The organism is Wenyingzhuangia sp. IMCC45533 (genome assembly GCF_054111225.1).
On record NZ_CM134197.1, the window covers coordinates 1,447,667 to 1,462,293 of the forward strand.

The 14,627-nt window shown below is 32.8% G+C and carries 10 protein-coding genes; 5 read left to right on the forward strand and 5 right to left on the reverse strand.

The features are described 5' to 3' along the window. Positions 1–83: 83 nt before the first annotated feature. Complete coding sequence (locus ACXGQW_RS06380; RefSeq protein WP_457821172.1) at positions 84–2,330, reverse strand: ribonuclease R family protein; 2,247 nt, start codon at positions 2,328–2,330, stop codon at positions 84–86. A 117-nt stretch (positions 2,331–2,447) separates the two neighbouring features. Continuing rightward, entirely contained in the window at positions 2,448–3,899 is a 1,452-nt protein-coding gene (locus ACXGQW_RS06385) for a WD40 repeat domain-containing protein (RefSeq protein ID WP_457821174.1), read from the reverse strand. Positions 3,900–4,923: 1,024 nt separating this feature from the next. Between ACXGQW_RS06385 and rpiB the strand changes: the two genes are divergently transcribed. The 3 genes from rpiB to ACXGQW_RS06400 all read left to right on the forward strand — a co-directional run bounded on the left by rpiB (position 4,924) and on the right by ACXGQW_RS06400 (position 8,179). Further along, the gene (gene rpiB / locus ACXGQW_RS06390; RefSeq protein WP_457821176.1) at positions 4,924–5,355 is read left to right on the forward strand and encodes a ribose 5-phosphate isomerase B; all 432 of its coding nucleotides are present in this window, start codon (positions 4,924–4,926) and stop codon (positions 5,353–5,355) included. A 99-nt stretch (positions 5,356–5,454) separates the two neighbouring features. Then, on the forward strand, positions 5,455–6,762 hold the full coding sequence (locus tag ACXGQW_RS06395; RefSeq protein ID WP_457821177.1) for an NAD(P)/FAD-dependent oxidoreductase: 1,308 nt from the start codon (positions 5,455–5,457) through the stop codon (positions 6,760–6,762). A 214-nt stretch (positions 6,763–6,976) separates the two neighbouring features. Then, positions 6,977–8,179, forward strand: a complete 1,203-nt coding sequence (locus ACXGQW_RS06400; RefSeq protein ID WP_457821179.1) for an IS256 family transposase — start codon at positions 6,977–6,979, stop codon at positions 8,177–8,179. Positions 8,180–8,394: 215 nt separating this feature from the next. On the opposite strand, the gene ACXGQW_RS06405 is transcribed toward ACXGQW_RS06400, so the two are convergent. Genes ACXGQW_RS06405 through ACXGQW_RS06415 form a run of 3 tightly spaced genes read right to left on the reverse strand, consistent with a single transcriptional unit; the run spans position 8,395 to position 12,520 of the window. Then, a complete protein-coding gene (locus ACXGQW_RS06405) occupies positions 8,395–10,626 on the reverse strand; it encodes a tetratricopeptide repeat protein (protein ID WP_457821181.1) in 2,232 nt (743 codons plus the stop codon). 54 nt (positions 10,627–10,680) lie between these two features. After that, entirely contained in the window at positions 10,681–11,607 is a 927-nt protein-coding gene (locus ACXGQW_RS06410; protein WP_457821183.1) for an alpha/beta fold hydrolase, read from the reverse strand. A 19-nt stretch (positions 11,608–11,626) separates the two neighbouring features. Continuing rightward, a complete protein-coding gene (locus ACXGQW_RS06415) occupies positions 11,627–12,520 on the reverse strand; it encodes a formylglycine-generating enzyme family protein (RefSeq protein WP_457821185.1) in 894 nt (297 codons plus the stop codon). A gap of 125 nt (positions 12,521–12,645) precedes the next feature. Here ACXGQW_RS06415 and ACXGQW_RS06420 point away from each other — a divergent pair, with 125 nt between their 5' ends. Next, positions 12,646–13,080 (forward strand): deoxycytidylate deaminase, encoded by a 435-nt coding sequence (locus ACXGQW_RS06420; RefSeq protein WP_457821186.1) that lies wholly within the window; start codon positions 12,646–12,648, stop codon positions 13,078–13,080. Further along, a complete protein-coding gene (locus ACXGQW_RS06425) occupies positions 13,067–14,626 on the forward strand; it encodes a S41 family peptidase (RefSeq protein WP_457821188.1) in 1,560 nt (519 codons plus the stop codon). Before ACXGQW_RS06420 ends, ACXGQW_RS06425 begins: the two co-directional genes overlap by 14 nt. The last annotated feature ends 1 nt before the right edge of the window (position 14,627 follow it).

A 14,627-nucleotide genomic window follows, 5' to 3' on the forward strand; every position in this document is an offset into this window, starting at 1 on the left:
TAATTTGACTAAAATTACACGAAATTTCTCAATACGGTTTTTTATTAAAATTCATTTGAAATAACTTTCTAAAAATAAAAGTACTATTCCTCAATTAAGTAAAAATCTAAATGCTTGCGTTCTAAATCTGCCTGTTTAACTTTTATCCAAACTTCATCACCCAATCTATACATTTCTCCATGTTTGCGTCCTACTAAAGCGTATTCTTCCTGATTAAAAACAAAATGATCACTCGCAATATCTCTGGTTCTCACCATTCCCTCACATTTATTTTCTAAAACCTCAACATAAATTCCCCACTCTGTTACTCCAGTGATTACCCCTTTAAAGGCTTGCCCTTCAAAATTCTGCATATACTTAATCTGCATGTATTTAATGGAATCTCTTTCAGCTTTAGAAGCTAACATTTCCATTTCAGATGAATGCCCGCATTTTTCTTCGTAATCTTCAGCAGAAACGGATTTACCTTTGTCTAAATAATGCTGTAACAATCTATGTGCCATGACATCAGGATACCTACGAATTGGAGAAGTAAAATGGCTATAATAATCAAAAGCCAAACCGTAGTGACCTATATTTTCTGTAGTATATTCCGCTTTACTCATAGATCTTATGGTTAATGTTTCTACCATGTTAGATTCTGCCTTTCCATGAACATCACTTAGTAGCTTATTTAGTGATTTAGAAGTAGACATTCTCGATTTGGTGTCTATGCCATATCCAAATTTTTGAACCAAATTGTTTAATGCCTCTAATTTGTCTGTATTGGGTTCATCATGAACTCGATAAATAAAAGTTTTTTTAGGTTGACCCGATTTTGTTTTTCCTACAAATTCTGCCACTTTTCTGTTAGCTAATAACATAAATTCTTCAATCAATTTATTAGCATCTTTAGATTCTTTAAAAAAGACTCCTATCGGATTAGCCTCCGTATCTAAATTAAATTTAGTTTCTATTTTATCAAAAGCCAACGCACCAGATTTCATTCTTTTGCCACGCATGATTTTTGCCAACTCATCCATTTTTAAAATAGCAGCGGTAATGTCTGCAGCTACTTCGTAAGCTTCTCCTGTAATAGAAATTTCTGCGGGAATGATTATCGGTTTTTCATTATTAGCTGTTGACTGTAGATTTTCATCACTAGAAAAGGCAGATTCTATGACTACCTGAGCTTCTTCATAAGCAAAACGTTTATCAGAATAAGTTACCGTTCTACCATACCATTCTTTTTTAATTTCTGCTTTATCATTTAGCTCGAATACAGCAGAAAAAGTTAACTTTTCTTCTTCCGGCCTTAAAGAACATACTCCGTTAGACAACATTTCTGGCAACATAGGTACTACCCTATCTACCAAATAAACTGACGTAGCTCGGCTATAAGCTTCATCATCCAAAATAGAACCCTCTTCTACATAATGAGAAACATCAGCAATATGGATTCCTACTTCATAATTTCCATTGTCTAGTTTTTGAAAAGATAAAGCATCATCAAAATCTTTAGCATCTTTAGGATCAATGGTAAATGTTAACACATTACGCATATCTCTACGTTTGGCTATTTCATCATCAGTAATGGTTACATCTAATTCTTTAGCGGCATCTTCTACCTCGGTAGGAAATTCGTAAGGCAAGTCATAATCTGCTAAAATAGCATGAATCTCTGTGTTATGTTCTCCTGCTTTTCCTAAAACTCTGGTGATAATTCCATAAGGATTTTTAGAATCAGATGGCCAATCTGTAATACTTGCCACTACCTTATCTCCGTCTAAAGCCTCCCCTATTTTATCTTTTGGAATAAAAATATCGTTGTGCATTCCTCTATCATCAGCCACCACAAAACCAAAACGTGCACTTAATTGTAGCGTACCTACAAAATCTGTTTTTTTACGCTCTATAATTTCTACAACTTCTCCTTCTAATTTATTTCGTTGTTTTCTTTTATAAACATAGGCCTTAACGGTATCTCCATTTAATCCACCTCCAATGCTATTTTTATTGATAAAAGTATCAGTCTCAAAATCATCACAAATAAAATAAGCATTTCCTGTGCTTGTAACGTCTAAAGTTCCGATATGATAATTTTTAGAAGCATCTAAAACATACTTACCTCTATCTTCTTCTTTCACTTTTTTCTGAGCTTTTAACTCCTCTAATTTTAGTAGTAATTGCTGTTTACTTGCATGATCTTCTAAACCTAAAGCGGCTGCAATTTGTTTGTAGTTTAAGGGTTTTCCACTATGTTCATTCAGTACTTTAAATACTTTGCGAGTTAAGTCTTTAATGACGTTCCCCTTTTTTTTAAAAATACCTTTCTTTTTACCTCTTGGCATATTTTTTTGTTTTATTCATGATAAAGGTACATATATTTACGCTAGATTATACAAACAAAAAACACCCTAGCAATTTAATTACTGGGGTGTTATAAACTTTAGTAGTTATATTTTTATCTATTGAATTAACAATTTATTTATTTGTGTTTTTCCTTTACTATCCGTAAAAGTTGCAATATAAATTCCCTTTAAATTTTGATTATCAATCTGAGTTCCTAAAACATCGGTAACACTGATAGTAACATCTGATTGATTGGTTACCAAACGACCATTTAATACCTTATAAACCAATCCTTCTATTTTTTTATGAGAACTAGAAAGGGTTGTTGTTTCTGTATATTTGTATACCCTTACATGGCCAGAAGAAGAACCATTTCCTCTATTAAAACGAGCTCCAATAGCAGCTAAAGTTCCATCAGCACTCAAACTCACAGAAGTACCTGACTCATCGCCAGCAGCTTCTCCATCTATGTCTGCTCCTAACTGAGTCCAACTGCTTCCATTAAAATTATAAATTCTTACGTGGCCAGAAAAAGAACCATTTCCATTATTGGAAGGAGCTCCAATAGCAACTCTTGTTCCATCAGCGCTCAGACTTACAGAATAACCTGAATTGTCATTAGCAGCTTCCCCATCAATATCAGATCCTAGCTGAGTCCAATTACTTTCATTATACCTATAAACTCTTACATAGCCAGAAAAGGAACTATTTTCATCATTATAAGAGGCTCCAACGGCAACTGTAGTTCCATCAGCACTCAAACTTACAGAAGAACCCGACCGGTCAGCAGCAGCTTCTCCATCAATATCTGATCCTAACTGAGTCCAATTACTTTCGTCATATCTATAAACTCTCACATGGCCAGAATTACTATCACTTCCATCATTAAAAAGAGCTCCAATAGCAACTTTTGTTCCATCAGCACTCAAACTTACAGAAGTACCTGACTCGTCACCACTAGCTTCTCCATCAATATCTAATCCTAACTGAGTCCAATCACTTGTAATACCATTATATTCGTAAACTCTCACATGACCAGAATTTAAACCATTTCCATCATTCCTTATAGCTCCAATAGCAACTTTTGTTCCATCAGCACTCAAACTTACAGAAGTACCTGACTCGTCATCACCAGCTTCTCCATCAATATCTGACCCCAACTGAGTCCAATTGTTTCCATCAAAATTATAAATTCTTACATGACCAGAAAAAAAACCATTTCCACTATTAAGAGGAGCTCCAATGGCAACTGTGGTTCCATCTTCACTCAAACTTACAGAAAAACCTGAATAGTCATTAGCAGCTTCTCCATCAATATCAGATCCTAGCTGAGTCCAGCTGTTTGCATCATATTTATAAATTCTTACATGACCAGAAAAAGTACCATTTCCATTACTAAAAGGAGCTCCAACAGCAATTGTAGTTCCATCAGCACTCGAACTTACAGAAAAACCTGAATTGCCATTAGCAGCTTCTCCATCAATATCAGATCCTACTTGAGTCCACTGCGCAAAACTCATCAGACTAGTAAATAGTAACACATTTAAAAATTGTATTCTTTGCTTCATATAATATAGTTTTTTGCAAAGAAAATATTTAATACCTATTAAAGAAAACAAAATCAAATTTTTCAAAGCTTATCAACATCTATATAATATCTCATATTTTCTTTTTTAAAATTTAAAAACCTATGATGTACTATTATTAGCTGTTGATTTGTACAATAATTATATTTTAAATTATTTTGAATAGACTAAATTATAAGTTTATTAACAAGTTATGAGACTTCTAAATTACTTGTAAATAAATGTTTAGTGATACTTATTCACATAGGTTGATAATTTGAAATTACGTAAATGCGTTAAAAGATATAATGGCTTTCTATCTTAATAAATAGTGAATTAATTGTTAACAACCTTTAGAAACTTTACAATAAAAAAAATTGCTTTGTATTGGGTATGTAGCGTATTGTTTTTTTATGCTGAATTTCAAAATTTAGTTAGCTTTTTTTAACCACAGTTTATCAACATTTACCCTCTTTTTGTAATTACTTGATTTTAAAGGTTTTTGTAAATAGTTGTTATTTTTATTGTTGATAACCATTTTTATTGTGAATTATTTAATAAAATATACAGAATACTAATGATATTTTAAATGTATAAAAACTTAAATAACTGATTTTAAAGAGTTTGAATTTTTATATATAGAAAAGGTTTTGAATTGATATTAGTACGACGTTGTTTTAACTATATCTTTTAATACAGATATTCGGCAATATCTGCTGTATATTTAGAACTTCTAATTATTTTTTTGTTGATCAAATCTTCTGTAGAAGAAAAAAAAGATATTAAGAGCGTTTTAGTTTCAAAGTCAATCATGTTAATTTTATTAAGTGTTTAGGTTTCAATTTTAGTTTTACGAGGTTGTAAATTTTCAATCATAAACATAACATAAGTCGTTTTACTAATAGCTTTAGAGTAACAATCAATTATCGTTATTTATAAAGAGGATTGTTAACAGCTATGTTAACTACTTAAAATTAGTTAACTCCTTAGCTTTTTGTATTTTTGTACAAAATATAAAACAAACAACATGAAAATAGCCATCGGAAACGATCATGCTGGACCAGATTATAAATTAGCAGTAGTTAAACTACTTAAAGAAAGAGGTATTGAAGTAGTAAACTATGGTACAGATACTTTTGATAGTGTTGATTACCCAGATCATGCACACAAAGTAGCCAAAGCAGTAGATACTAATGAAGTTGATTTTGGAATTTTAATTTGTGGAAGTGCAAACGGAGTAGCGATGACGGCTAATAAATATCAAAATGTTAGAGCAGGTTTATGTTGGACAAGCGAAATAGCCACTTTGGTAAAGCAGCACAATAAAGCAAATGTATTGTGTATTCCAGCTCGTTTTACCTCTGTAGAACAAGCATTGGGAATTGTAAAGACTTATTTAGATACGGAGTTTGAGGGAGGACGTCACCAAAATAGAGTTGATAAAATAGCTTGCTGCTAATAAACAGGCATATAACAAACAAAAGCTGTATTGAATATTCAATGCAGTTTTTTTATTTGCAATTAAAAAATAATAGATACACCATTAAAGTAAAAAGTAATGAATATACCTAAAGGAAATCTCCCTAGAGTTGTTGTCATTGGAGGAGGATTTGCAGGATTAAATTTGGTTAAAAAATTAAGAAATTTACCTATTCAGTTAGTCATGATTAATAAGCATAACTATCATGCCTTTCAACCCCTACTCTATCAAGTTTCTACAAGTGGTATCGATCCAGATTCTATTGCCTACCCTTTAAGAATGTTTATCAAAAAAAATAAAAACTTTTATTTTAGATTGGCAGACGTTAAAGAGGTAGACACGGAAAATAAAAAGATAATTTCTGATATTGGTGAACTGGATTATGATTACTTGGTTATCAACACCGGAACCAAGACCAATTTCTTTGGTAATAAAGAAATTAAAAAACACGCAATGCCTATGAAAACCATTCCACAGGCATTGAATATAAGAAGTTTAATTCTTCAGAACTTTGAAAGATCTACGGTAGAAGAGAATATAGAAATGAAAAAATTTCTATTAAACTTTGTAATTGTAGGTGCCGGACCCACTGGAGTAGAATTGGCAGGAGCTATTGCAGAATTTAAAAAGAGTGTATTGCCGTTAGATTTTCCTGATTTGGATCCAGAACTCATGCAAATTCACCTTTTAGAAGGAGCTGACAGGGTTTTACCACCTATGAGTGAAATTGCTTCAAAAAAATCTAGAGCTTTTTTAGAAGATTTAGATGTACAGATACATACCAATACCATTGTAACGGAATACGATGGAAAGTTGGTGAGAACTAAAGATGGTAAAGAATTTTCTACTCGTACATTAATATGGTCTGCAGGGGTGATTGGTAACAACATTAAAGGTTTTCCAGACGATGCAGTGGACCAAAGATCTAAAAGATATTACGTAAACGAATTTAATAGAGTTAAAGGTTTTCAAGAAGTATTTGCATTGGGAGATATAGCCATGATGCAAACGAAGGAATATCCTAACGGTCACCCACAAGTTGCACAACCTGCTATTCAACAGGCAAACCATTTTGCAGATAACTTTAAAAGAATTTTAGAAGGAGATACCAATTTAGAGCCTTTTATTTATAATGATAAAGGATCTATGGCAACTATTGGTAGAAATAAAGCGGTTGTAGATTTAAAGAATTTTAAGTTTGGTGGGGTTATAGCTTGGTTAATTTGGATGTTGGTACACTTAGTATCTTTGGTAGGATTTAAAAATAGACTGGTTATTTTAGTTAACTGGATATACAACTACTTTAATTATAATAAAGGTTCTAGAGTAATAATAAGAAGATATAGCATAAGAAAAAGAAGAGTTAGAACCAACGCAGAACTCTAGTTATTGGTTTGATCATTTATATAATTATTAAAGTTATTCCGTTATTCCGTGCTTGGCACGGAATCGCATGACCATTGTATACATCTTTTTTAGTTTGTAATAACAAAAGGCAAACATTAAAGGTAGTGTCCAAAAAACTGTGTAAACAGAAATTAGGCGGGGTTTTAAAACCCCGCCTAATTTTTTGATTAATTTTATAACACACAGTTTTATTATGGATGATTTAAAAAATCAATTTTTACAAAGTGGTCTATTAAAAGGCCTAAAAACAGAAGACGATTTAAGTAATTTATTGAATGAATTACACAGTGCCGCTTTAGAAGCTATGCTTCAAGGAGAGATGGATGCTCATTTGGGCTATCCCAAAAATGGTAAACGCAGCAACACTAATGCTCGCAATGGTAGCACTACAAAAAAAGTAAAGAACCGCTTCGGTCAAAGCGAGATTAAAGTTCCACGTGATCGCAATAGTGATTTTGAACCTGTTGTGGTTCCTAAACACAAAAGCACTTCACTGTCTATAGAAAATATCGTAATCTCGCTTTATGCAAAAGGTATGAGTGTTTCTGATATTGAAGATGAACTTTATCAAATTTATGGCTATAAGCTCTCCACATCATCTATATCTATCATCACAGACAGAATCAATCAAGAAGTATTAGAATGGCAAAACAAGCCTTTAGAGTCTGTTTATTGCGTAGTTTGGATGGATGGAATTGTATTTAAAGTTCGTCAAGGAGGAAAGGTTGTTAACAAAACTATTTACTTAGCCGTAGGGCTCAACAGAGAAGGCCACAAAGAACTATTAGGAATGTGGTTAGGAATGAATGAATCTGCCGCTTTTTGGCAAGGAGTACTTACTGATTTAAAAGCTAGAGGGGTTGAAGATATTTTGGTAACTGTTACCGATAATCTCAACGGATTCACACAATCCATTAAAAATGTGTTTCCAACAGCAGATACTCAAATCTGTGTGGTTCATCAAATTCGTAACAGTGCACGTTATGTGGTTTGGAAAGACAAAAAAGCTTTTACAGGAGACATGAAGCATATTTACAATGCTCCTAATAAAGAAATGGCTAAAGCCGAATTAGACCAGTTTGCTGAAAAATGGAATGATAAATATCCTTATGCAGTACAATCTTGGCGTAACAATTGGGAGGAACTTACCGTGTTCTTTGATTTCCCTTTAGAAATCAGAAAAATAATTTACACCACCAATCTAATTGAAAATCTTAATGGCAAAATTAGAAAATACACTAAAAACAAAATGAGCTTCCCAACAGACGATGCCTTGAAAAAATCAGTTTATTTATCTTTGATGCAAATTACTAAGAAATGGACTCAGCCAATTCACAATTGGGGACTAATTCTTAACCAGTTCTTAACTATATTTGAAAAAAGGGTTCAACTTTAAAAAAGTTAAACCCCGTAGAATTTTTGTTTACACAAAATATTGGATACTGTCACATTAAATAAGAACCGAAGCTATAAACTATATTAATTAGTCTGCTAATTTATGTAGTTATTCCGTCATTCTGTGCTTGACACGGAATCACATCACTACTGTTTTACCAATGATGTAAAAAACTTACTCTTTTTTAAGCCACCCCTTTTATCTAATTACAAAAACTATTGTAACGCATTATAAAATTGAAGATACTGTTCGTTATTAGGAGCCAATTTTAGTAATTCACTAGCATACGCTTTAGCCAGCTTATTTTGCTTATTTTGATAATGGATATAAGCTAACAAATAAATTAAGTCTGTATTCTTAGCACTCGTTTTCAGTTGTTTTTTTAGAATAGAAGTGGCTTGAGTATTTTGCTTATTTTTAAAATAAAGCAGCGCTAAATTGTAAACAATTCTATCGTTTTCAGGCATTAATTGATAACCAGTTTCTAGCTGTTTAATCGCCTCTTCAGTTCTCCCTAGTTCATTTAAAAGAAGTCCATAATCAAAGTTGGTAATACCAAAACCAGGTTCTTGTTCTAAAATAGTTTTATAAGCCTGCTCCGCTTCTTTATATTGTTTATTTTGATAATATAAGTTAGCGAGCGTAGTACGAACGATATTGTTGATAGGATCTAATTTTAAGGCATCTTCTAGCGTATTAATTGCGTTACTAATCTTACCAATCCCCATATAATATTGAGCTCTTTTCATCTTTCCACCAGAAAACTCTCCTCCTACTTTTAAAACATTGGCAAATTCAACTTTAACTTTGTTATAGAAAGGTTTATAATCTTCTGGAATTTTTGAGAAAGGAACGGCACTCAGTGCAGAAAAAGCTTTTACTCTTACAGCTCGTTTTTTATCCTTTAATAATGGGAGCAAGTTTTTATAGTAATCGTTTCCTGATTTTAACTCGAATAGCAAATCTGCAGTAGCACCTTTAACTAGTGGAGAATCGTCTTTTAAAAATTTTAAAACTTCATTGATATCAATTTCTGCATAGTAATAATTTAAGTTAGATACTGCCGAAGCTCTCGCTATATTTGGGTAATTCGTATCCTTAGCCAAAGCCATCAAACTATCGTAACCTCCTTCTGCTCTAGTAATTCCGGGAGCCAATTTATCAGAAAAATGATTTTTTATAGGTTCTCCATATAGTTCTACAAAATTGTCATATGCCCATTGGTCGTCTTTATCTTTGTGGCAACCTGTACAAGCATTAGGACTGTTGTATTTTAAGCTTAAATCGGGTCTAGGAATTCTAAAACTATGGTCTCGTCTAAAATCGTTTCCCATGTAATATTTACCCGTCATATGACAATTAATACACAAAGAACTTTCGGTATTCATAGGATGTTTGTGATGCTCATTAGTATCAAATTTTTGTGCATCGTGACATTGTAAGCACAATTTATTCCCTTCAAACTTTCTTTTTGTGGAGTGCACATTGTGGCAGTCTTTGCAACTTACACCATTGTGATACATTTTACTTTGTATAAAAGATCCGTAAACGTAGTCTTCATCCAAAATTTGTCCATCAGGATGATACATTCCCTCTTTGATAAGTTGTGGAAAATAATGATCTAAAAAAGTACCTTGAGGAGTGTGGAACAAGCTTATATTTTCTCTACGCGCATGGCAACGTGCGCAGGCATCAACCAATTCTTTAGAATTCAAATCAACCATTTGCATAGTATCATCATTTACATACCTATCCCCTAGTTTTAGTGCGTTAGAAACATGTTCTTTACCTGGACCGTGACAAGCCTCACAACTTACATTGATAATAGCATAATTGGTATTATAGCTGTGGTCTTTTTCGTTGTAATTTTTCTTAATGTTGGTACTATGACAATCAGAACACATGGTATTCCAATTCAATCCTCCTCTACTCCAATGTAACCATTCGCTGTGTACTACTTTAAAATCTGGATACAAGTCAAACCACTTATTTTTTACCGTATCGTAAGCAGTTCTTAAACATTGGTAATGTCCGTTGGGAAACAACACAATATATTGTTGTAATGGGGTAACTCCAAAAGTATAAATAATTTCAAAATCATGATTCTTACCATCTCTGCCCTCAGTATTGGCATAAAATTTTCCATCTTTTTGAAAGAAAGTAGAAGTCACACCTTGGCTCTTAAAAGTTTCACCTTTAAAAGGTGCTAGTATACTTTGCCTATTGGCTTTCTGCATAGATTTGTCATGATGAGAACCTTCCCAGTCTTTAAACTGATTAGGGTGACATTCTTTACACTTTTGACTTCCTACGTAATGTTGATTGGGAATACTATCCGTATTGGTAAAAATAGACATAGGATCTACTTTTACATACGTTTCTTCTTTTTTACTTTGACAAGAAAATGCAATGATAACACAGAGTAAAAGAAAGTATTTTTTTTTCAAAAGATGATTGATTTTAAGATCTATAAAACACCGTACAAGGGGTGAATTAATGCTTTATAAATTTACTATTTTTTCAACAATCTCATTAGGCTTTTCTTCTTGAATAAAATGTTTGGCATCAAGTAAATAAATTTGACTATCATCAACGTCAAAACCTTTTTTAATGAGGCTTAATTGAGGGTCTATTTGTAACATTTTATCATTTTTTCCCCAGATAAATTGTGTAGGAATAGTTAATTTTTCAAACACAACCCTGTAGTCTGGAAAGGTGTTACAAGTTTGCGTAAAAAAGTAATACATCCCTTTAGTCTTGTCTTCTAACAATGGTTTTTTATAACCATAAAACTCAGATTCACTTAGCATATCTGGATTAGTCAACCCTTCTTTAAACAACATATTTAACATTTTTGAGGTAGTAAACCCGTTATTGTAAAGCCACATGGCAGATTTAGCAATGATTCCCTTTTCCATCCTAATAGGAGGATTAAATCCTTCTTTGTAAATAATGGTATTTAAAACACTCAGTTTTGTAATCTTATCAGGAGCTTGTTTTATTAGCTCCCAAGTCCACAACCCACCTGCATCGTGCATTACGTGGTGCCAATGTTGTATGTTCAAATGATTCATCAAAGCCAAAATTCTCTTTGCATGATTGGCTTCATTGTATATTTCGTATCCTTTAGGGTTATCACTACTTCCGTACCCTAGCATATCAGGAGCAATCACTCTATATCCTTTAGTGGTTAGTAAAGGAATCATTTTTCTATATAACCAAGATGAGGTTGGTACTCCGTGTAATAGCAGAATAACTTTGTCTCCCTTACCCTCATCAATGTATTTTAAAGCACCGTCGCTTGATTGAAAACTTTTTTGACGGTTTCTAAATTCTAAATAGGCATTCTTATTTTCTTTTTTAACAGTACTGCAAGAAATACTGCTAAAAGCGAAAACTAAAGTGAGTAAATAAATAAATTTTTTCATATCGGTAGGTTTTTACATATTATTTAGCACATCTGAATCCTGTGTTAAATAAAGAGGATTCTTTGGTGTTTTTATTTCTAAAAGTAGTGGTATAGCTCATCTCTTGAGCCTGATCGTACATAAAAGAACTACCCCTTGTTACCACTATATTGGTATCTATATTTTGATAATAAGTTTTATTGTATGGCTTATAAATTGTAGAAGTCCATTGCCAAACATTTCCAACCATGTCGTAAATTCCACTATTACTAGGCGGAAAAGTATCTATGGGAGAGGTGTACAAAAATCCATCGGTGGAGTTTTTATCTTGAATTGTTTTTCCTTCCCAAGTATTTGCCATAATTTTTTTATTGTTTAAAAGTTTATCTCCCCACGGATATTTACTATTCTTTCCGTTTTTGGCAGCGTATTCCCACTCTATTTCTGTGGGCAGTCTTTTTCCAATCCATTTAGCATAGGCAGTGGCATCATTCCAACTCACATGAGTAACAGGATGATTATCTATTGCTTTGGGTTCATCAGGTCCAAAAGGATATTCCCAAGTAGTTCCTTTGCGCAATTCCCAACTATAGGTCTCCAAATTAAAAACACCAGAGTCTCCAAAATTTTCTGCCTCAGTCGTAAAATTTGTAGCTTCTACAAATTTTCTAAAATCGGCCACCGTAACCAAGTACTTGTCTAAATAAAAAGAAGCTACTTCTACTTCAAAAGCAGGAGCTTCTAAAGGAGTTCTATCGTTTGCACCTATAGTAATTTTGCCTCCGTCAAAAAAAATCATATTACTCGTGTTAGCTTTTTTAACTTGTTCTAATTGGGTCGAGGTATTTACTATTTTTGGAGTCTTATTTTCTTTGCTATGCTTACAAGATGCTGTACTGATAAGAGCCATAGCAATTAGAGATAAATATTTCATATGACGGTATTTCGCTGTTAAACACCTACAATATTATCTATTTATATCTATATTTTTGGTAAGAACTGGTAATAAGATATTATTTTTGTTAGATATTTCGATAAAAAAGTATTGAAGCGGAGTTTATGATGCAAGAAAAACAAATAAAATATGATAGGGCTTATTTAAGAATGGCTTTTGAGTGGGCTAAATTATCTCATTGTCATAGAAAAAAAGTAGGAGCACTTATTGTTAAGGATAGAATGATTATTTCTGACGGATACAATGGAACACCTTCTGGTTTTGATAATTGTTGTGAGAACGAAGAAAACGAAACCAAATGGATGGTTTTGCACGCAGAGGCCAATGCCATTTTAAAAGTAGCTGCCTCTACCCAATCTACAAAAAATGCAACTCTATACATTACATTATCACCGTGTAAAGATTGCAGCAAACTCATTCATCAGTCAGGAATTAAAAGAGTGGTTTATGCAAAAGAGTATAAAGATACCACAGGGATAGAATTTTTGAGAAAAGCAGGTGTTGAACTATTGAAATTAGAAATTGATGAAACAAACTAACAACATTCCAATTTTTATTGGACTTTCTATAGCGTTTGGAATTATACTGGGTAGTTTTTTTAACATAAAAAACGTTGGTAGGGTTTACAGTGCCACGGGAATCAATAAAGTAAGCAAATTAGGTACTGTATTAAAATACATAGAAAATCAATATGTAGATGATGTTAATACTGATGAAATTACCGAAGAAATTATTAGTAATTTACTCAATAAACTAGATCCCCATTCTAGTTATTTACCTAAAGAAGCACAGCAATACGCACAAGAAACTATGAATGGTAATTTTGTAGGAATTGGAGTGCAATTTGTAATTAAAAAAGATACCGTTGTAGTAGTAAAAGTAATAGCTGATGGACCGAGTAAAAAAGCTGGATTAATTGCTGGAGACAGAATTTTAAAAGCAGATAGTGTTGTTATTCACGGAAAAGAAATTAATTCTGACGATGTTGTAAATACTCTAAAAGGCATAGAAGATACGCAAGTTGATGTGAAAGTCTACAGACCCAGCAGCGAAAAGGTAATCAATTTTAAAATTACCAGAGGTAAAGTAGCCATTAAGAGTGTTCCAGTTTCGTTTATGCTAAATCAAGATTTGGGATATATTAAAGTAGATAGATTTGCCATGACCACCTATGACGAATTTAAAGATGCATTGACCAATCTACAGCAAAAGGGAACAAAAAATTTGGTTTTAGACCTTAGAGGAAACCCAGGAGGATACATGCATATTGCAGACCAAATGGCGGACGAGTTTTTATCTGATGGAAAACTAATTGTTTACACAAAAAATAAAAAAGGAAGACAAAAAAACTCTGTAGCCACGAGCAAAGGCTCTTTCGAAAAAGGGAAAGTGTACGTTTTAGTTGATGAAAATTCAGCTTCTGCAAGCGAAATAGTTTCTGGAGCTTTACAAGATAATGATAGAGGTACCATTATAGGGAGGAGAACTTTTGGAAAAGGTTTGGTTCAACAAGAAATAGATTTTAGTGATGGATCTGCCATGCGTTTAACGATTGCTAGATACTACACTCCTACTGGACGTTCTATCCAAAAACCTTATACAGAAGACAATGATTATAATGACGAGGTTTCTAGTAGGTTTAAGAATGGAGAACTGTTTTACAAAGACAGCATTAAAGTAATAGACTCTTTAAAATACACTACTCCCAAAGGGAAAGTAGTTTACGGAGGAGGTGGTATAACACCAGATGTATTTATACCATTAGATACACTAAACGGAGCCAATTATTACGAATTAAATTTGATTAACAACTTTGTGTATAGTTACATAGACAAAAATAGAGCAAAGTTAAAAAGCTACAATGACGATAATTTTATAGAAAATTTTAAGATTGATACCAAAATTCTTAAGGAGTTTGATAACTATATAGCTCCTTATCAGTTTAAAAATAGAGAAACGGCAATAGCGCTTTTAAAAGAAAACTTTGCTGCGACCCTTACTTCTGATGAGGTATATTATCAATTAATTCAATTGAGAGATCCCTATATCAAAAAAGTCATATCATTACAAAACAACAACGAGTAGT

Bases quoted from the DNA above. Each gene is read 5' to 3' on its own strand.
- ACXGQW_RS06380 (WP_457821172.1), bottom strand. From the start codon at position 2,330: ATGCCAAGAGGTAAAAAGAAAGGTATTTTTAAAAAAAAGGGGAACGTC.
- ACXGQW_RS06385 (WP_457821174.1), bottom strand. From the start codon at position 3,899: ATGAAGCAAAGAATACAATTTTTAAATGTGTTACTATTTACTAGTCTG.
- rpiB (WP_457821176.1), top strand. From the start codon at position 4,924: ATGAAAATAGCCATCGGAAACGATCATGCTGGACCAGATTATAAATTA.
- ACXGQW_RS06395 (WP_457821177.1), top strand. From the start codon at position 5,455: ATGAATATACCTAAAGGAAATCTCCCTAGAGTTGTTGTCATTGGAGGA.
- ACXGQW_RS06400 (WP_457821179.1), top strand. From the start codon at position 6,977: ATGGATGATTTAAAAAATCAATTTTTACAAAGTGGTCTATTAAAAGGC.
- ACXGQW_RS06410 (WP_457821183.1), bottom strand. From the start codon at position 11,607: ATGAAAAAATTTATTTATTTACTCACTTTAGTTTTCGCTTTTAGCAGT.
- ACXGQW_RS06415 (WP_457821185.1), bottom strand. From the start codon at position 12,520: ATGAAATATTTATCTCTAATTGCTATGGCTCTTATCAGTACAGCATCT.
- ACXGQW_RS06420 (WP_457821186.1), top strand. From the start codon at position 12,646: ATGATGCAAGAAAAACAAATAAAATATGATAGGGCTTATTTAAGAATG.
- ACXGQW_RS06425 (WP_457821188.1), top strand. From the start codon at position 13,067: ATGAAACAAACTAACAACATTCCAATTTTTATTGGACTTTCTATAGCG.